The organism is Bdellovibrio sp. HCB290 (assembly GCF_047305925.1).
Lineage (GTDB): Bacteria > Bdellovibrionota > Bdellovibrionia > Bdellovibrionales > Bdellovibrionaceae > Bdellovibrio.
Window position 1 is genome coordinate 1,110,355 of the sequence record NZ_CP178620.1, and the last position, 17,465, is coordinate 1,127,819.

General features: G+C 46.3%; 17 protein-coding genes. 6 read left to right on the plus strand and 11 right to left on the minus strand.

Annotated features, from left to right (window positions below):
- Positions 1-53: 53 nt before the first annotated feature.
- Genes ACLVWU_RS05430 through ACLVWU_RS05445 form a run of 4 tightly spaced genes read right to left on the minus strand, consistent with a single transcriptional unit; the run spans position 54 to position 3,331 of the window.
- Positions 54-1,136 (minus strand): hypothetical protein, encoded by a 1,083-nt coding sequence (locus tag ACLVWU_RS05430; RefSeq protein ID WP_413577924.1) that lies wholly within the window; start codon positions 1,134-1,136, stop codon positions 54-56.
- An 18-nt stretch (positions 1,137-1,154) separates the two neighbouring features.
- The gene (gene rdgB / locus ACLVWU_RS05435) at positions 1,155-1,751 is read right to left on the minus strand and encodes an RdgB/HAM1 family non-canonical purine NTP pyrophosphatase (RefSeq protein ID WP_413577926.1); all 597 of its coding nucleotides are present in this window, start codon (positions 1,749-1,751) and stop codon (positions 1,155-1,157) included.
- 20 nt (positions 1,752-1,771) lie between these two features.
- On the minus strand, positions 1,772-2,503 hold the full coding sequence (gene rph, locus ACLVWU_RS05440) for a ribonuclease PH (protein ID WP_413577927.1): 732 nt from the start codon (positions 2,501-2,503) through the stop codon (positions 1,772-1,774).
- A gap of 36 nt (positions 2,504-2,539) precedes the next feature.
- Positions 2,540-3,331 (minus strand): N-acetylmuramoyl-L-alanine amidase family protein, encoded by a 792-nt coding sequence (locus ACLVWU_RS05445; RefSeq protein WP_413577928.1) that lies wholly within the window; start codon positions 3,329-3,331, stop codon positions 2,540-2,542.
- 274 nt (positions 3,332-3,605) lie between these two features.
- On the opposite strand from ACLVWU_RS05445, the gene ACLVWU_RS05450 reads away from it, so the two are divergent.
- Entirely contained in the window at positions 3,606-4,829 is a 1,224-nt protein-coding gene (locus ACLVWU_RS05450; protein WP_413577929.1) for a hypothetical protein, read from the plus strand.
- 49 nt (positions 4,830-4,878) lie between these two features.
- Here the strand turns inward: ACLVWU_RS05450 and ACLVWU_RS05455 are convergent, their stop codons facing one another.
- The 3 genes from ACLVWU_RS05455 to ubiG form a co-directional block, all read right to left on the minus strand.
- Positions 4,879-6,261 (minus strand): HD domain-containing phosphohydrolase, encoded by a 1,383-nt coding sequence (locus ACLVWU_RS05455; protein ID WP_413577931.1) that lies wholly within the window; start codon positions 6,259-6,261, stop codon positions 4,879-4,881.
- A 58-nt stretch (positions 6,262-6,319) separates the two neighbouring features.
- Positions 6,320-6,568, minus strand: coding sequence for a hypothetical protein (locus tag ACLVWU_RS05460; RefSeq protein ID WP_413577933.1), 249 nt, complete (start codon positions 6,566-6,568; stop codon positions 6,320-6,322).
- A gap of 150 nt (positions 6,569-6,718) precedes the next feature.
- Positions 6,719-7,489 (minus strand): bifunctional 2-polyprenyl-6-hydroxyphenol methylase/3-demethylubiquinol 3-O-methyltransferase UbiG, encoded by a 771-nt coding sequence (ubiG, locus tag ACLVWU_RS05465; protein WP_413577935.1) that lies wholly within the window; start codon positions 7,487-7,489, stop codon positions 6,719-6,721.
- A 146-nt stretch (positions 7,490-7,635) separates the two neighbouring features.
- Between ubiG and ACLVWU_RS05470 the strand changes: the two genes are divergently transcribed.
- On the plus strand, positions 7,636-7,983 hold the full coding sequence (locus tag ACLVWU_RS05470; RefSeq protein ID WP_413577936.1) for a hypothetical protein: 348 nt from the start codon (positions 7,636-7,638) through the stop codon (positions 7,981-7,983).
- Here ACLVWU_RS05470 and ACLVWU_RS05475 read toward each other — a convergent pair.
- Positions 7,980-9,197, minus strand: a complete 1,218-nt coding sequence (locus ACLVWU_RS05475; RefSeq protein ID WP_413577938.1) for an alginate export family protein — start codon at positions 9,195-9,197, stop codon at positions 7,980-7,982. The genes ACLVWU_RS05470 and ACLVWU_RS05475 overlap by 4 nt on opposite strands.
- Positions 9,198-9,246: 49 nt before the next feature.
- Complete coding sequence (locus ACLVWU_RS05480) at positions 9,247-10,491, minus strand: trypsin-like serine peptidase (RefSeq protein WP_413577940.1); 1,245 nt, start codon at positions 10,489-10,491, stop codon at positions 9,247-9,249.
- 214 nt (positions 10,492-10,705) lie between these two features.
- Here ACLVWU_RS05480 and ACLVWU_RS05485 point away from each other — a divergent pair, with 214 nt between their 5' ends.
- Together ACLVWU_RS05485 and ACLVWU_RS05490 are read left to right on the plus strand one after the other, a co-directional pair.
- A complete protein-coding gene (locus ACLVWU_RS05485; RefSeq protein ID WP_413578769.1) occupies positions 10,706-11,380 on the plus strand; it encodes an ATP-dependent Clp protease proteolytic subunit in 675 nt (224 codons plus the stop codon).
- Positions 11,381-11,846: 466 nt separating this feature from the next.
- On the plus strand, positions 11,847-12,818 hold the full coding sequence (locus ACLVWU_RS05490; protein WP_413577941.1) for an HNH endonuclease: 972 nt from the start codon (positions 11,847-11,849) through the stop codon (positions 12,816-12,818).
- Positions 12,819-12,911: 93 nt separating this feature from the next.
- Here ACLVWU_RS05490 and ACLVWU_RS05495 read toward each other — a convergent pair whose 3' ends face one another.
- Positions 12,912-14,069: a mechanosensitive ion channel family protein gene (locus tag ACLVWU_RS05495; RefSeq protein WP_413577943.1), complete on the minus strand. Its 1,158-nt coding sequence runs from the start codon at positions 14,067-14,069 to the stop codon at positions 12,912-12,914.
- A gap of 16 nt (positions 14,070-14,085) precedes the next feature.
- Complete coding sequence (locus tag ACLVWU_RS05500) at positions 14,086-14,877, minus strand: undecaprenyl-diphosphate phosphatase (protein ID WP_413577945.1); 792 nt, start codon at positions 14,875-14,877, stop codon at positions 14,086-14,088.
- A gap of 168 nt (positions 14,878-15,045) precedes the next feature.
- Here ACLVWU_RS05500 and ACLVWU_RS05505 point away from each other — a divergent pair, with 168 nt between their 5' ends.
- Together ACLVWU_RS05505 and ACLVWU_RS05510 are read left to right on the plus strand one after the other, a co-directional pair.
- On the plus strand, positions 15,046-16,584 hold the full coding sequence (locus ACLVWU_RS05505) for a S8 family peptidase (RefSeq protein ID WP_413577946.1): 1,539 nt from the start codon (positions 15,046-15,048) through the stop codon (positions 16,582-16,584).
- Between the two features lie 99 nt (positions 16,585-16,683).
- The gene (locus ACLVWU_RS05510) at positions 16,684-17,463 is read left to right on the plus strand and encodes a PilZ domain-containing protein (RefSeq protein WP_413577947.1); all 780 of its coding nucleotides are present in this window, start codon (positions 16,684-16,686) and stop codon (positions 17,461-17,463) included.
- Positions 17,464-17,465 lie beyond the last annotated feature (2 nt).

Consider the following 17,465-nt stretch of genomic DNA (forward strand, 5'->3'; position numbering starts at 1 on the left):
CGTATAGGAAATTTCAGAGCGTTTCGCTAAAAGCCGATCAACTGATCGGCTTTTTATTTTGGCTTATCTTGAAGCCAGGTTAACGTTTCGGTTTGAAATGGAGTGTTTTGCAGGAGTTCGTCAGCGGCCACCCAGCCACCGTTTTTCGACTTCTGCCAGGTTTCGCCCCAGCTGTTTTGGATTTTTAAAGCATCATAGCAATTGCCAGCAGTATCGCACATACGGGAATACCCTGTGATGACTGTCGCATGAGAGTTGCTGGAGTCACATTTTTTCGTCTTTTTTTCCGTCACGCAGATTCCCTGAATCAGAACAGGTAACTTTTGATCCAGGACGCTTTTAATTTTTGCCACGATGGATTTATAGTTCTTATCTTTTTCAGTTTTGGGAAAAGATTGAAGCTCCATGGAGTCTTTTCCCTCGAAGAAAGCGCGATTTTTTGCGCGTTTGCACTCAGGCGGGGAAACCAACTGATCAAGAAACTTCTCGAAAGTATCTTCCGAGAAAGCTTTTAGTAAAACCTTCGGATCATTTTTGACGTTAAATCTTTCGCAGATATCCTGATCGACCGAATCCACAAATTTTGAAAGACATGTTTCACATTTCTTGTCGATCTTCTGGGATTTTGCGTAAAGTTCTTTAAGCTTATCAAAAGCGTCTGACTGACTTTGTTCGGCATAGTCAGTAACGCCACCCAATTTTTCAAGTACTTTATCCAGGGACATGCAGGCCTCAGTTGCGGCGGAGCCAACATGCAACCCAACCACTTCCATCGCCAGAGCAGCTGTACTGCCATCAAGGCTGATCCCCCGATAGCTGGACTCATAGGAAATATCGCCGTCAGCTTTTTTGCCAAAGCGTGCGACATCCAAAGGGGAAAATAGTTCTGATTCCGGCAGGTCTTTGCAGTTTTGCTTTTTAATACGGCAGTTATTAATTTGCAGCATTGCCGTCGCGGCCCAGGAAGCGCATTGTCCAATGGAATCCTGGGACATTGTGCGTGGAAGATTATCAAGAACTATGTCTGAACCTTTTTGAACTGAAAAGCCCTCGCCAAATCCAGTGAAGGCCGGCATTTGGGCATGGCTCACAAGGCTTGAAAATAAAACTGCCAAACAGATTATCCAAAAGCGCATTGCGAGCGTCTCCTATTCCTAAAGTGTGGTCTTATAGCGTTCTAAAAACTGTTTAACAGCCTGGGCGCGGTGTGAGTGCTGGGCTTTATAGCCGCTTCCCAACTCTGCCAAGGTTTGCGTTTGGCCTTCAGGGACAAAGACAGGATCGTAACCGAAGCCGTGCAGGCCTGCGGGCTTGCTGATGATCGTGCCTTTAAGTTCACCAGTGAAAATCCATTCCTCGCCAGTCGGAGTGTAAACCACCGTCGTGCAAACGAAGCGGGCGTTTTTATTCGCCATAGGCTTTAGTGTGATCATCTTTAAAAGCTTCGCCACGTTTTCGCTGTCAGAAGCTTTAGGGCCCGCATAGCGCGCAGAATGAATTCCTGGAAGATTATTTAAACCTTCCACTTCAAGTCCCGCATCTTCCCCAAGGACCCACGCGTTGTTCTTAACTGCGCGCAAAGTTTTAGCCTTGATGCGGGCGTTATCCAAAAACGTTTTGCCGTCTTCAGGTCGGGGAGTGAAAGAGGCGATCTCGCCCTGATGGTGCAATTGCAGATCGACGACTTCATTTAGAAGAACGCGAAATTCAGAAAGTTTGCCTTTATTGCCAGTCGCAATCCAAAGTTCCATTTGTTTATCCCTTACTGAAATTATGCGCCAGCCAAGCGGTAAGTTTCACCGATAATTGCTGATTGGTGAATGAAAAGCTCACGGCAACCTTTTTCAGCCACGTCCATCATCTTGTTCAATTGTTGACGGGTGAAAGGAACGTGCTCTGCCGTGCCTTGCACCTCAACAAACGTTCCTTTGTCGGTCATGACAAAGTTCATGTCAGTGCCGATTGCGGAATCTTCATCATAGTTCAAATCCAAAAGGATGTTATCGTTGTGAAGACCCACGCTGATCGCGGAAACATAATTGATCAAAGGATTGGCTTTAATCTCACTGACAGCAGCCAGTTTTTTAAGAGCCAGGGCCAAAGCCACATAGCCACCTGTAACAGAAGCTGTGCGAGTACCGCCATCGGCATTCAAAACATCGCAATCGATAGTGATTTGTTTTTCGCCCAAGAGTTTCAAGTCAACCGCAGCACGCAGGGAGCGACCGATCAGGCGGGAGATCTCTTGGGTGCGTCCGCTGTTTGCCGCTTTATCACGTTTGATGCGTGTGTGAGTTGAGCGCGGCAACATACCGTACTCTGCCGTCACCCAGCCAGCGCCTGTGCCAGCCAACCATTGTGGCGCTTTGGATTCGTAGCTGGCCGTGCAAAGAACTTTGGTTTTTCCGAATTCAACTAGTGCCGAGCCTTCAGCGTATTCAGCGACATTGGGTGTGATTTTAATATTTCTAAGCTGATCAAATAAACGGCCGTCGCTGCGCATGGGGGCTCCTTAAGAATGTAGGGGATGAAAGAGACCCTAATTTAGATTCTTGGCCGAGGAATTGTCCATCTTTTCTTTGTATGAGACGAGGGCGTTATAGATTTTTTCGGCCAAATCCTTTTGGTAGTCCTTACGCTGCAGGCGCTGCGCTTCACGGGGGTTGGAAATAAAGCCAATCTCAATTAAGACTGCTGGCATTGACGTTTTAGAGATCACATAAAAAGGTGCCTGTTTGATAGTTGCCTGCATGGCGTTTTCATCGTTTTCCCAAATCGTGGTCAGGGCCTTGGTAAGTCGCAAGCTGGAGTTCATGCGATTTTGTCGGCGCAGGTCTTCCACAATCGCAGCAATGTCACCTTTTTTTGATAGTTCATCGCCGCCTGAAAGAGAGTGCAGCTCGCGGGCATTTACGATGGCCTGATTTTCCTGGTTAGCTAAAAACAAAGAGTCCTCGTCAGCGGGCAGATTGTTTTGAAAGAAGAACTCCACACCGCGGGCCCGTTGATCCGGGGCTGCGTTGGCGTGAAGGCTGACATACAAATCGGCATTGGCTTTTTCGGCCATTTTCACACGCTCGGGCAGGGAGATGCCGCGATCATTATCGCGGGTCATAGTGACTTCAAAATGCGGGTCTTCGTTTAGCAGGGTTTGAAGTTTGCGAGCCACAGTCAAAACCAGGTCGGCCTCTTTGATCGAGTTATAGACGGCTCCCTTGTCTGTTCCACCGTGCCCGGGGTCCAATACGATGTGAAATGCAGCAAAAGCAGGGGATGCCCAGGCTCCAAGCAATAGGGAACACAAAAACTGTTTCAATCTGATAGAGGTCATTACTATAAGTAGAATTTCTTGAACAAATTCTGTCGAGTCCAGTCTCAGATGCGGGGCCGACAATTGGCGCTTTCCGTATAAATTCTCGACAGAGGTACCGTGCTAAACTCCATTTAATTGGAGTTGAACATAATGTTGGTCTGGCACCGTGATTGCTTTACTACTAAAGCAACCCCCCCTTGCGGCCAGGATCCTCCCCCCCCAATCCTGGTCGCTTTTTTTTTCCCTTAAATGCATATATCCTATTGCCTGTTAACAGCTTAAGGAGACATTCATGCATTTCAAGACATTGGGAATTCTTCTTGTTGCAGCTTTGATGACATCAACAGCGACAAGAGCACTGGCACAAGACAAACAAATTGAAGCAGAGGAAGCGATTGCTGATGCAGAAGGTGCAAAAGCGGAAGCGGCCGAAGCTAAGCGCCGTGCGGATGAAGAGCGCAAAGCCCGTGATAAGGCACGCTCTGATGCTCAAACTGCTATTAATAAAGCTCGTTCCGCGGAAGCAGATGCTAAAAGAGATCAAGCAAATGCAGAGCGCGATATCGCAAAAATGAAAGCAGAAGCTGCTGGATTTGATCGCGATCAAAAGAAAGCTGAAAAAGACCAGGCGGAAGCAACAGCTCGCAGTAAAACGGCTGCTAATCAAATTGAAAAACAAAAGAAGTCCCGCGACGACGCGATGGATTTGAAGAAAGCTGAAGAGAAAAAAGCGGCTGACATGATGTCTCAGGCAAAAGATCTTGAGAAACAAGCACAGTCTGCAACCGAAGCGGGTATGAAAGCGACACGTGAAGCAGAAGCCGCTAAATTGGAGTCTGCGAAAGCAAACCAAAATCTTTCCAAAACAAAATTGTTGGTGGAAAAAGCGGTGGCTGAAGCTAAAGCCCGCGATGCAAAAGCAAAATCTGAAATCGCTCGCGCTGATGCAGAAAAAGCCAAGGCTGAAGCTGAGATGTCTCGTTTAAAGGCTCAAGAAGAGCAAGCCAAAGCGATGATCGAAAAAACAGAGTCCGAGCTTAAATCTGCAAATGAAGAGTCAAAAAAATTGAGTTCTCAAGTTGAAGACGAGCGCAAAAAACTGAACGACATCAAAAAAGATGAAGCGAAAGTGGCGCAAACTGCAGCAAAAGCGAAGCAGGAACTTGAAAGCAACCGCATGAAGTACCGCCAGGAAGAAGCGAAAGCTTCCCAGGAGTTGGCTCGTGCTAGGAAGTCCATTGAAGACAACGAAGCCGCAGCTAAACACGCTGATGCGGAATTGGAAAAGTACAAGGCCAGTGCTGAAAAAGCTAAAGCCGAGCTTGAACAAGTCCAAGCCCGCGTAGAAGACGCGAAAAACAGAGCGGAAGACGCTAAGATCCGCGCTGAAACAGCAAAGGCTCAGGCTGAAGCTGCAGAAGCTCAGTTGGAAGCGGCAAAAATCAGAGCGGGCAGCGCTGGCGAAGCACCAGCTGAATCTGCAGCGCCAGCTCCAAAAAAGAAAAAGAAAAAATAAGATAACTTCCAAATTGGAATTGAGGAAACCCGGTGAAGAACCGGGTTTTTTATTGGTGCGGGCTTTGATTTTCAGAATGAAAGCGCATTGCCTTCAGTACCGGAGAGGTTTTGACCGTAAAACCTATGGAGTAACTCCCGGTATCCCCCACAGTTGCAGAGAGTTCTTCAATAATTTTGTAAATGTCAGGGTGGGACTCGCCCAAGCGGACTTGAGTCCTTGAATCCAATTCCCAACAAAGGCGTACAAGCATTGCTTCCTCCAGGATCTTTTCCGGATTTATGCGATGGGGGAATCCTTTTTGATCCATACGTTCATGGCTTTGCAGAATCATCATTTTGACAGGCTCCGTAAGTGGGAGCTTTCGCGAAAGACATTGGTTTAAGCTATAGATGGGATGCTTTTGATACTCCATCAGTTCTTCTGCATTCATGTTTTGAATGGCATTGGCGCGAAGTTTGGCAGAGGCAGACGGGGAAAGATCCAGATAACCAATGTCTGACAGCAGGGCTGCGATCATCACCTCCAGTGGTTTTCCAATGGCTGTGTTCTGGCTTAGTACTGCGGCATAGGACGCTATTGCCGGAGCCCGTTCCAGGGAGCCAAAGTCGCCAATGGAGGAACTGTTAATAACCTCGAAAGGGTTCTTCACGACATGCAGAGTGTTTAACAGCTCCTTGGCGAACGCCTCACAAGTTCCGTACAGCTCTTTTCCCAGAGCGAAAGAGGACGAGGAACTTTGATCACTGACCATCAGGGTTAATTCCAAGAAGGACTGGGACATTTGCAGAAATTGCAGGCGGCAGCGGCGCAGGGCGCTGGCCTCATCTGCAGAATCATAACTGCGGGAATACTCTACCCATTGTTTGAAATCCTGTCGTTTAATATAGAGTTCGCCCATCTCAGAAAACTTTTGCAGAAAGGTGGGGCTGACTTGCATGCCGGGCTTTGCAATTTTCAAAAATCGTTTGTTGGCGGGCATCATATAAAACAGTGGAAAGGATGTTTCGCTGTCAGGATAGAGATCATAGATTTTGACGGGTATATATGATGAGCGGATTACTTGAGTTGTTACGAATTCAAGTTTGCTAGTTGTGAAAAGTTCATTTTCCATCAAGACTAACGAGGCACCCGAGGTCTTTACGATTCTTGCATCTTCTGGTTTAAGCTTGGAGTTCACTACGGCAATTATGTAGCTGTCGGCAGCGACTTGACAGGCGACCTGAACCATTCCGGCGGCCTCATTGGGTTTTTCAATTTCGGCACAATCTAAAATTATACAGGTGATGGATTTATAGTTCTCGGTTTTTTCAAAGAAAGAGTCAGAGCTGTCAAAGCTTTCAAATTCGAATGAAAAAGTATCGGCAAGAGTCTTGGCTCTTTTTACGAATTTGGCATTCCCTGATATCGTGGCTAAGTCGAGACTTCGCATAAGAAGCCTCCTCTTAGAACCTATGGTGAACTTATTCAGGGGCCCTTACAATATGTAATTAGAAAGGGTCGGGATCCAAGTCCCAGTCGGCAGTAAGGCCAACCACGACAATCTCTTTCATGACGGCATTGTCCTTTATCAGTTCGCTGGAGTTTGCAAGTTGCTCCTGGGCAAGTTTCACGAGCTGTGTGTAATAAAGCGGAACCAGTTCCTTGCCGCAGGACTCGCAGTCAATCAGCAGGTCATTGTCGGAATTGTGTAGATTGCCGCAGTGTTGGCAACGACGGTAGTGAGTTTTCAGATTCATAAACGTACCTCTGTGTCTGATACGTTTAGGATAAAGCGAGGGATGCGGACTCACAATCCCTCGTCTCAATTAAAAGCTATGAATAACTTTGGGGAATTTAGTATCTGCTGAACCTGAGTGATTCTTGGGTGCTCGCAACTGAGAAGTGTCTCACATGGGAGCACCTTTCCTAGCGTAACCCGTATATGCAATCAGAGGTGATTTCGAAAAAGTAAATTTGAAATCTTTGGGAACTTCACCGGTGCGAAGAAGGCTCCAAATTCCTTTTTGCAGGAAAACCGGTCGGATCCCGCGAATTTCTGCATTGTTCAAATCTTGCGCCTTCATCCATTCCACCAGGTGCTTTGGTTTAATGAATAGCGAATACACGTGATAGTCATCAGGCGTGTTTTTTACAAACCACTCCATGGATTTGATGACGACTAAATTAGCCAGTTGGTTCTTATTAAAAGTGTTAAAGAAGAAAAGTCCGCCGGGCCGAAGAATTCTGGAGGCTTCTGCCAGAACACGCTGTGGTTCAGAGACATGTTCTAACAAATCCATCGCGCAAGCCACGTCAAAACTTTGATCAGGAAAGGGCACCTGATAGACGTCTCCGACTTGATATTTAACCGAATGAGTATGGTCACGGCTTTCCGCCACTTTCAAACTGGAATCCGAAAGATCAATTCCTGCAACATGGTGACCTGCTGCCGCCAAGTCATTGGATAGAAAACCACCACCGCATCCCATATCCAGAATTTGTGCCGAGGGACCAATGTGTTTTTGAATGGCCTCAAGGATCCAGGGCATTTCCAGTTTGTGTTGATTTCTAAGAAGTGCAATCGGGTCGTCTTGCGCCTCATACCAGCGCTCGGCCAATTGATCATAGGCTTTGTTGTTGATGATTTCGTTATCGGCCTTTGCTAGGTCTAAGTCCATGTTCCCCTCACCATAGGTTTTTTATAGACTGAGGAGCTTCCACGGATCAGGCAAGGTCCAGTGGTAACTTGCAATCTCTCTTGAGGAAGCCCCACAAAGTACCTATCATGATAAAACCATTTAGCCGGCATTAGTGCAGGAGAAGTATGAAACATTTATTACCGGTTATCGGCGTGTTCTTTTTGGTATCATCCGTATCTTACGCGCAAGGGTATAAGTGCTTCACCAAAGTTGCGGAAGCTGACCGCAAGGAAATGATCGCGCATTTCGTTAATAAGAAGTATCCAGAGTTTAAGAAATCCTTTGCTGATTTGTGCAAAAAGAATTCTGAATCCATCACTTGCAAAACTGAAACCCTGAAACTTTCAGCAGCTCCCAAACGCATGTCAGAAATTTCCAAACAAAGCATTTGTGCGGAAGTTATGCGAATTGACGCTGGCAAAGACACCACCATCTATTCCATGGATGACAAAGGCGCACCAAAACGCAACTAAAAGCGTAGTGCGGTCCGAATAGCAAAGTACTGGCTGTCGTCAGAGTCGGTGGAATCTTCGATGAAATCTCCGGTCATCGTGTACGAATACTCATAGTAGATTGAAAACAGCTTATTGATCTTCCACTCCGCCGATGAATTCAGCTGAGTGGCGGTATAGCGTTGATCGTTGGTCGCAGGGCGCAGAAGACTGCCGCTGCCGCGATAGACACCATCGTGAATGCTTTCTCGCCAGTAAAGAGCAACATTGTTCAACCAAGCCAACATATCTGAGATATGCCAAGTCAATCCCGGCACAACGGCAATCACATTCGGATGACCGATTTCTGCGGACCAACCATAATATTGGCCCCGCGGAAAGAGCGCATTAAAAGTGTTGTACTGACCATCATTGGGATCTTGGTCGCCAGAAAAATAGCTTATTAGAGTGGTCGCTTCAAGTGATGCAATCAGGGGAACTTTAATGCGCGAGGCGACGCCGTAGGCTTGCACATCAAGGTCATCGTCGTATCGCCCGTACTGCAGCATAAAATCCGTATCGGCACTCGCAGATTCTGTTTTATAGATCCAGCGCGCACCAATCGTATAAAGCTTTGACGTGAAGTCATCATAGTACATGGCAAACAGGTCAGCTGAAAAAGGTTCCAGCTTCACTCCAGAAGTCAGATAGACATATCCCAAAATCGTATCAGCGGGCCGGTTGTCGACAAAGCCCGAGTTGATATCCACGGGATGCCCCAGGAATAGTTCCGTGTTGATTCCGCTATTTATGAAACCTTTTAAACCATCAAAGCTAAGGCGGGAATTGGGACCTTCGCGCACACCAACTAGTAATGTCGAACCCACCGGGGATTCTTGTCGACCGGCGCGAATGTATCTGTTTTCAAAAAACGCCTGATGAATATCGCCATTATCCCGGTCCGTAGAACTGGCATTACCAAACTTGTTCGCGATTTCAGAGTACTTCGCCTGAAGATAGCCGCGCACGCCAGTTTCAGTGTCCTTGACCTCAACGTGGGCCAAGTATCGCTGCAGAAAGTAGCCTTGGGATTCATCAGTGCCACGCCCAAAATTCGGGTGATGGAACCACTCCTGGGACCAGCGAAAGTATCCACCGGAAGTAATCGAAGTCGTAGAGCTTGGTTGCTCTGGTACTTGAGCATACGCAAATGACAACATAAGAGTAGTAGCGGTGAATAGAAGGCGATTCAACATGCAGGAATGTTAGATCAGACATTTAAACATATCAAAAGTATTTAAGGCCTTATTTCTTTTTAAGATCTTCGCAGAAGGACAAAGTGTAGGACTGTGCTCCGTGCTTAAAAGCTACGGGCTGTCCTGATGTCAGTTGTGCGGGACTGAACTGTAAGGTCGATTGTGTTTTCTTAGGAACAAGTTCGGCGCGGGGGCGGCCACCGTTATCCAGGTGGATTTGCATGCCCCATTCAAGGTATTCCAGGTTGTAAGTGACCATGCCATGCTGCAGGCGTCCTTGTTGAGTGCGCATCTTATCTTTTTTAAAGTTGATGCAGGAAGGTTTGTAGGTGACTTCGCTGACCTTGGTTTGCACTCCGTCAAAGGCGCGATTTTTTTGCTCGACGTCCCAAAGGACTACAAACTTGCTTTGCGCGTGGATTTTATCCAGTTCTGCATTCACATCATTGTTAAATGACTTCATCAGCGGATCGGTAAAGCGACTGATCAAAGTAGCCGAGGCTTCGCGGATATTGTCAGAGACAATGGATTTACCACAATCAGCATGGGGTGAAGAGGCCGAAGCGATGCCGGGGATGCTGATGCAGGCGAAATTTGAACCAAAGCTTACGTGGTAAAACGGGGCTTTTTTCAAGTTCACATCCGCAGCTGTTCCCATCGAGTTCAGCAGCCCTTTGACTTCCAAGTTCGGAGTCATCAGCGGCGAGCCTGAATTACCCTTCATGGTTTCGCAAGGAACCATGGCCAAGATCGGACTTTTGACACCAATAAAGAAAGGATTGGCCAAAGAATTTTGCACGGCAGGGCAGGAGACTTTTCTTAAGATGCCGGTGCCCTTGTCAGTGGGATCAATTTTATAAAGCGTCAAAACTTCGCCATCAGAGACACCGTTGGTGTTAATCGGTGCGTGCAAGCGGGGGGCTTTTTTAGCGAGCTTGAAGAAAGCCCAATCCGGTGTCAAAGCGGTGTCTTTTAATGCCGGCGACACCCATTTGATTTGTTCGCAATCTCCGTATTCCTCTTCGCGCGAATGTGATGCTGGGAAGGTCACAGTAATGCGGCCCTTACAGGAAGTTTCGTTTTGGCGAATGTCTTCGGGGATACAGTGCAAGTTGGTGGCGACGATGTCTTCAGCGACCAAGACTCCGGTGCAGACGGATTTGCCATCGTAGTTTAAGCCCACCACAGATTCAGGGCATGCATCGGGGCTTTCGCACGTGACTTTATAGATGGATCTTGCCGCCACCGGTTCCAGTATCAAAATGAGAATGGAAAATATCACCGCGAATTTCACACTGAACTTATCGGTGCAATAGCTCTCTCCCAAGAGGAGGTTGCCGGAGTTTAAAGAGGCGCAAGATCGTCTCCGAAGCCGCCCAAAAAAGTCCGACGTGATTTTCCCTATCCCACAACCAGGAATTCTTTTGCGTATAGCTTGGAGTTAGCAAATTCAGTGAATCATCTTGATTCACTTTCATTCGTGGGATTCTGCGCACACGGATTGCAACATAATCCTTCAGGCAAACGAAGTCTTCCTACTCACGTCCACTCAAAGGAGAGAAACCATGGCCACTATTCCCTATGTTATTGAAAGCACCGCAAGCGGCGAAAGATCTTATGATGTCTATTCGCGCCTATTAAAAGACCGAATTCTGATCTTAGGCAGCGTCGTCACCGACGAGGTCGCGAACGCCCTGATCGCGCAAATGTTATTCCTGGAATCAGACAACCCCGACAAGGACATTCATCTATATATTAATTCTCCTGGAGGTTCCGTTTCGGCTGGGCTCGCGATCTATGATGTTATGAACTATATCAAGTGCGATGTGGCAACCTATTGTATTGGTGTTGCCGCCAGTATGGGCTCTTTCCTTCTTTCAGCCGGTGCCCAAGGTAAAAGATTTTCGATGCCTCACAGTCGCATCCTGATTCATCAACCGCATTTAGGTGATGGTGGCATCGGCGGGCAGGTGAGTGATATCGAAATCCACGCCCGCGAATTGGTGCGCTCAAAAAAGCAATTGATTGATCTCTATGCGCAACACACTGGCCAAAGTGCCAAACATTTGGCGAAGCTGATGGAGCGTGATCATAATATGACAGCCATCGAGGCAAAAGAACTGGGATTGATTGATGGAGTGATCGAATCGCGTAAGAAGCGTGTGCTGCAGAGTGCGGGATAGCAAGAAAGATTTTGTGAGATTTGGGACCCACGGTTTCTGCGAACTGTGGGTTTTTTATTCTTGGATTAGATTTGGGGGACTTCGTTTTCGTTATGGATTCTGATTCTGAATGAAGTCTTGTGTCTCAAACGATACTTCCGAGAGGGTGCTCTCGAAAGTCCTTTTGGAGTTCCGCTACGGGTGTGGTTCAAAACTCAGAAATTTGCCGTGCATGATGTCGTTTTATTTGTAATAAAATTTCTCTTGCGAGGTGTCTTCGAGGTTCTTATCTCACTCTCGTTCAACGAAAATATTTTACTCGCGACGGATGATGTGGCTACTTAGAGCTATCAATCTTGAGGCGTTTAGAGCGGTACAGGCGTTTTTCTTTTTGCTTTTCTGATTGCAAATTATCCTGCGAAAAACCTTAAAAAGCACTCTGAAAAACCGTGGTAAGGTACCTTCAGTTCCGTAGCGGAGGTAAAGAATGAACAACCCAGGTTTAAATATTGGTCATTTGTCGAATGCAGATTTGCTTACTCGTTTTGGGAAGCTTGTACAGACTGAGCGCAAGATTACGCATTTAGTTTTAGAGTGTATTGCAGAAATAGATACGCGCAAGTTGTATCTAGATAAAGCTTATTCCAGTCTGTATGAATTTTTAGTTCAAGAGTTTGGCTATAGTTCTTCTGCAGCTTTAAGACGTATTGAGTCTGCTCGACTTCTGCGTGAAGTTCCTGAGGTGGCTGCGAAAATTGAAAGTGGAGCTCTTAATCTGTCGCAACTATCTAAGATGCAGCAAGCGGTTAGAGCTGTGCAGAAAATTGAAGATCGCAAGCTAGATGTTGAAGAGAAAAAAGAACTTTTGAACCGCATTGAGCATACCACCCAGCAGCAGACGGAAGTCATTCTGTGTCAGGCATTGTCTTTGCCTGTGCTGGTCGAGAATAAAGAAAGAATCCATCGGGACGAGTCTGTCACCCTTACGATCACCTTGAGCAAAGAGCAAATGGCTATCTTGAAGCAAGCGCAAGATCTGATCGCACATGCTGTGCCAGAACATAGTTGGGCAGATGCCATTACCTATTTGGCTAATAAAGAAATTCAACGTCGCACTAAAATGAAAGAATCAAAAGCGCTCACACCCGTAGCGGTTGCTGCGACACAGAATGATAGCGCTTCCAATAGAACTCAAAAAAGCGAGGTAAAAGTTCGGTTCCTGGCTGAATCTGGTCGGAAACCACTTCGGGCTTCAGTTAAAAAGACCGTGCTTAAACAGGACAAATGCTGCCAGTTTAAAGATCGCGAAACGGGCAAGATCTGTGGAAGCACTCGTTTTTTGCAAGTAGATCACAGACAAGCGGTGTGGGCTGGAGGAACGAATGATATTCAAAACTTGCGGATTCTTTGTGCTCAACATAATCAACACAAGTACCGCCAGGAATGTTTTATCGACTAATACCAAAACCGGATGGAGCCCCATCCGAAAAAAAACCACAACTTCGTTAAAAGCTGTGGGTAAGAGTAAAGTCGGTGAGTTCGATTTGGTTTTCTATGTAATAGCCGTTTGTTGGGCCTGCTGTGAATCGGCTTCTCCGCCACCACGGTAGTAAACCGTTTGGGTTGGATAAGCGAAGTCCACTTTAAGTTCGGCTGCGATTTTCAAAATCTCGATAAAGATGGCCTGTTGATGTTCCATTTCTTCTGGGCCTGTGAAAACCTGCAAATGGAATTGCACCAATACGTTTAGCTGAGAATCCGCATAGCCATTAAAATTCACCACGACAGTTTCGGGGTTCACGGTGTGATCTTGTTTGATCGAATACCGAACTCGATCACAGAACTCTTTGATTCTGTCTGGTGGAGTTTCGTACGCGATGCCAATAATCTGACGTACGCGGCGGAAAGGGCGCACGCCCATATTGTCGATAGTTTCTTTCGCCATCATCGCATTGGGAATCGTGATTACAGAGTTATAGAAAGTACGAACGCGCGTGGATCTGAAGCCCACCTCTTCGACAGTGCCTTCCATATCTTTTACTTTCACCCAGTCGCCGACCTGGAAAGGGTTGTCGACAAGGATAGTGACGGAACCAAATAAGTTTGCTGCCGTATCCTGAGCTGCCAATGCCAGTGCCAAACCCCCCAGACCCAGACCGGCCATCAGGGACATGACGTTCAGACCGAAACTTTGCAGAATCAGCAAAAAGCCCATCACCACAACCAGGACTTTGATGGCCTTAGTGGCAAAAGGAACCAGATTGTCATCCATTTTGCTTTCGGTCTTTGAAGCCAGGTCCGCAAACACATATCCCATGGCATCAACCATATAATAGACAATGCGTATGGCGTGGAAACCCAAGAAGGCTTTAAGCAAATATTCGTAATAAGTGACGAACTTACCGCTTAATTCCAGGCCGTCGTCCAAGGCGAAAAGCATCAGAATAATGAAGATCCATGCCAGCGGTCGTTCGATTTCAAAGCGGAACAGATAGTTTGAAAAACTTTTGGCATACCGTTTCGCAATTGGATTGTGGGTTTTCAGTTGCTTGAAAATCCATTGCACCACCGGTCGCAGCACAAAAGCCAGCGTGATGCCGATTGCCAGGGCAATCCATTTCCACGTGGGTAAAATGAAATAGGTCTTTTTTAGGAACACTGTCAGGTCGGCTGAAAACATCTGCATTTCTTCGAATAAAAACTTTTCCATGATTGATCCTTAAATTTTAATTCATTTGCAGGTCATGACCTGTGTAGATCAAGGCCAAAATAATAATACCCAAAACAATACGGTAGTATCCAAAGCCACGGAAGCCATAGCGGCTGACGACACCGATGAAAAACTTGATCGCGATCATCGCAACGACAAAAGATACCACCATGCCCACCAACAGCAGGTTGATCTGCTGGGGCTCGATGGTTTTATAGATTTTCAATAGTTTATACAAAGTTGCGGCGGCCATGGTCGGCACTGCCAGAAAGAAAGAAAACTCTGCCGCTTCCTTCTTATTCATCCCTAAAGTCAGACCACCCATAATCGTGGCACCTGAACGCGACACCCCTGGGATCATGGCGATGGCTTGAAACAAACCCAGTTTGACCGAGTCCTTATAATTAAGGTCATTGGTAGTTCGCCCCATAGACGTCAAATGGGCAAAGTACTTGTCGGACCACACCAGAACTAAACCGCCCAAAATGAGGGACCAAGCCACAACTTGAACACTTCCTAAAAGGTGTTCGACAACATCCTTTGCCAAAAATCCGATAATGGCCGTTGGCAGAAATGCCACGAAAAGTTTTTTATAGAAACTCCAGTTTGGCAAAAAGCGTCTCCAATACAACACCAGTACCGAAAGAATTGCGCCGAACTGAATGATGACTTCAAAGGCTTTCGTGAAAGTGCTGTCTTCGATTCCCATCATGGAGCTTGCAATAATCATGTGCCCGGTGGAAGAGATCGGCAGAAATTCGGTGATCCCTTCAACTATACCTAAAATAATCGCGTGCATAAAATCCATGGGAACCTCGAGGAATCAATGTTGATAATCAGCCGGCAATATTCTTGTAAGCTTCAATCAGTGGATCAACTTTCGATCACGCGTGTCATTAAAATAAGCTGTAGTTTAAAAAAAATATGGTGTTCGTAGAAAATCCGAATATGATTTTCGTTAACCACGGAGGGAAATATGAAACGTGCATTATTATTGGGTGCAATGTTGGTTGGATCTCAAGCATTCGCAGGGGAATACTTGGTCAAGTACAACAACACGAGCGCTCTAAATCTTATGAACTCGATGTCTTTGGTAAGTGTATCAGCTTTGAATGTGATGGATCACAACGAAACTGCAAGCCTTGTTAAAGTTGACATCAGAAAACAACAAGAAGCTGAAGTATTGGCGACTTTGTTGTCTCAACCAGGCGTAGAGTACGTAGTACCAAACGCAAGAATGAAGGCTTTCACTCACTCTGTTGACACAGCTGCTTTGAAAGAGCAATGGGCAATGGGTAAAGTTAACGCTGAAAAAGCATGGCAACGTGCTGGTAACAAAGGTAACAAAGGCATCATCGTTGCTGTTATCGATACTGGTGTTGACTACACTCACCAAGCTTTGTCGCCAAATATGGTTCCGGGCTACAACTTTAAAGACAAAAACAACGATCCAATGGACAAAACTTCTTACCAAAACCCAGGTCACGGTACTCACTGTGCGGGTGTGATTGGTGCGACTGGTTTGGTTGATGGTGGTATCGTTGGTATCGCTCCAAACGTTTCCATGATGCCACTTCGCTTCTTGGGCGAAAACGGTTCTGGTGACCTGAACGATGCTATCAAAGCTATCGACTACGCTATCGAAAAAGGTGCGCAAGTGATCTCTGCTTCTTGGGGTGCAACAATTCCAAGAAACCAAGCGATGCCACTTGTAGAAGCTGTTAAACGTGCTGACGATAAAGGTGTAATCTTCGTTGCTGCCGCTGCAAATGATGGCAAAAACAATGACTCCACTGAAGTTTATCCGGCAAACAACGGTTTCCCGAATTCAATCACAGTTGCTGCATCTGGTCCAAGCGATGCAAAACCATCTTGGTCTAACTACGGAACTGCAACAGTTCACGTATCAGCTCCAGGTGAAGAAATCATGTCTACTTTGCCAAAAAATAAGTACGGCAACTTGTCTGGTACATCCATGGCAACTCCGCTTGTTTCTGGTATCGTAGCGTTGATGAAATCTCAGGACCCAACTTTGACGGGTGCTCAGATCCGCGCGATCTTGCAAACAACTGGTGCTAAAGTTTCTATCCAAACAGCTTGTAACTGCCGTGTTGATGCATTCAACGCAGTTGACGCTGTAATGGGTAAGAAAATGGTTGTGGTTCCATCTGCGGCGACTTTGGGTGGCAATGAAACACTAAACCTGTCTGTATTGAACGGTAAAGCGCCATTCAAATACACAAGCAGCAATGCTTCAGTAGCTTCTGTTTCTGATGCTGGTGTTATCACGGCTGTTGCAAATGGTACGACTGCGATCTCTGTAACTGATGCTGATGGTAAAACTGCATCCACATTGGACATCAATGTAGGTAAAAAAGCCTCTCAAAATCCAGGTAACCCAGGCAATCCGGGTAACCCAGGTGACCCAGGCGATGGTTCTTGCCCAATTGGTGATCAATCAATGTGCGATATCATCTGCCAAATCAAACCAGACCTTCCATTCTGCCAAAAGTAATTGGAACATAAGAGTTTGAATCTTAAGGGAGGGCTCCAGTTAGGGGCCCTTTTCTTTTTTGTTGTGTCAGCCCAAATATTTCTTAATAATTAATGTCATATGAAAAGAAAACCTTGGGCCATTATCGTTCTTGCACTTCTACACATCATTGCCCCTCTAGGAAGTTTTATCTTCAATGCCATGCGGGCAGGGCGCACTTTCGAAGCACAGTGGTATTTTTGGACAAAAGTTCTTCCGCCAGCATTCATGCTTATCTATGTATGTCTGCCGATCTTAGCAGGGATTTTCATTTATCTTTGTAAGCGCTGGTCTTACTGGGCCTACCTGGTGTGCCTGGCAATTATCTTCGTCACCAACGTGATGGCCTTTATGGCAAACATGACGTTGCTGAACTTCGTATATCTGATCGTCGTGTTGCTGGTGGATTTGTTGGCAGTGGCGTACTTCGTGGTGCCTGCGGTTCGTCAGGTTTACTTTGATCCAAGAATGCGTTGGTGGGAGGCGGCTCCGCGTTTTATCTTTAAAAATGCGGTGACTGTGAATGGCGCTGACGGTGAGATCAGCAATATCTCCAAAGGCGGCTTGTTCATCAATACAGGGCTAAACCTGTTTGAAGACCAAAGTGTGAACTTGGAATGGTCGTTTGAGGGCCAAACTTACAAAGCCCTTGGCACAGTGGTTTTCAAAAGTAAAACAAACACTGGCTACGGAATTCAATTTAAAGAAGTAGATTCAGCAGGTAACATTAAAAATCTTTGCAATACCCTGAAGTCTCGTGGCCAAATGGTTCCTGAACGTTTGCCAGGGCCTGAAGACAGCTTTGGCGTTTGGCTAAAGAAAGTCCTGACTTCACGCGAAGGACTATTCCCGAAAAAATAGGA

Coding starts and splice junctions, on each gene's coding strand:
- ACLVWU_RS05430 (WP_413577924.1), bottom strand. CDS start 1,136: ATGCGCTTTTGGATAATCTGTTTGGCAGTTTTATTTTCAAGCCTTGTG.
- rdgB (WP_413577926.1), bottom strand. CDS start 1,751: ATGGAACTTTGGATTGCGACTGGCAATAAAGGCAAACTTTCTGAATTT.
- rph (WP_413577927.1), bottom strand. CDS start 2,503: ATGCGCAGCGACGGCCGTTTATTTGATCAGCTTAGAAATATTAAAATC.
- ACLVWU_RS05445 (WP_413577928.1), bottom strand. CDS start 3,331: ATGACCTCTATCAGATTGAAACAGTTTTTGTGTTCCCTATTGCTTGGA.
- ACLVWU_RS05450 (WP_413577929.1), top strand. CDS start 3,606: ATGCATTTCAAGACATTGGGAATTCTTCTTGTTGCAGCTTTGATGACA.
- ACLVWU_RS05455 (WP_413577931.1), bottom strand. CDS start 6,261: ATGCGAAGTCTCGACTTAGCCACGATATCAGGGAATGCCAAATTCGTA.
- ACLVWU_RS05460 (WP_413577933.1), bottom strand. CDS start 6,568: ATGAATCTGAAAACTCACTACCGTCGTTGCCAACACTGCGGCAATCTA.
- ubiG (WP_413577935.1), bottom strand. CDS start 7,489: ATGGACTTAGACCTAGCAAAGGCCGATAACGAAATCATCAACAACAAA.
- ACLVWU_RS05470 (WP_413577936.1), top strand. CDS start 7,636: ATGAAACATTTATTACCGGTTATCGGCGTGTTCTTTTTGGTATCATCC.
- ACLVWU_RS05475 (WP_413577938.1), bottom strand. CDS start 9,197: ATGTTGAATCGCCTTCTATTCACCGCTACTACTCTTATGTTGTCATTT.
- ACLVWU_RS05490 (WP_413577941.1), top strand. CDS start 11,847: ATGAACAACCCAGGTTTAAATATTGGTCATTTGTCGAATGCAGATTTG.
- ACLVWU_RS05495 (WP_413577943.1), bottom strand. CDS start 14,069: ATGGAAAAGTTTTTATTCGAAGAAATGCAGATGTTTTCAGCCGACCTG.
- ACLVWU_RS05500 (WP_413577945.1), bottom strand. CDS start 14,877: ATGGATTTTATGCACGCGATTATTTTAGGTATAGTTGAAGGGATCACC.
- ACLVWU_RS05505 (WP_413577946.1), top strand. CDS start 15,046: ATGAAACGTGCATTATTATTGGGTGCAATGTTGGTTGGATCTCAAGCA.
- ACLVWU_RS05510 (WP_413577947.1), top strand. CDS start 16,684: ATGAAAAGAAAACCTTGGGCCATTATCGTTCTTGCACTTCTACACATC.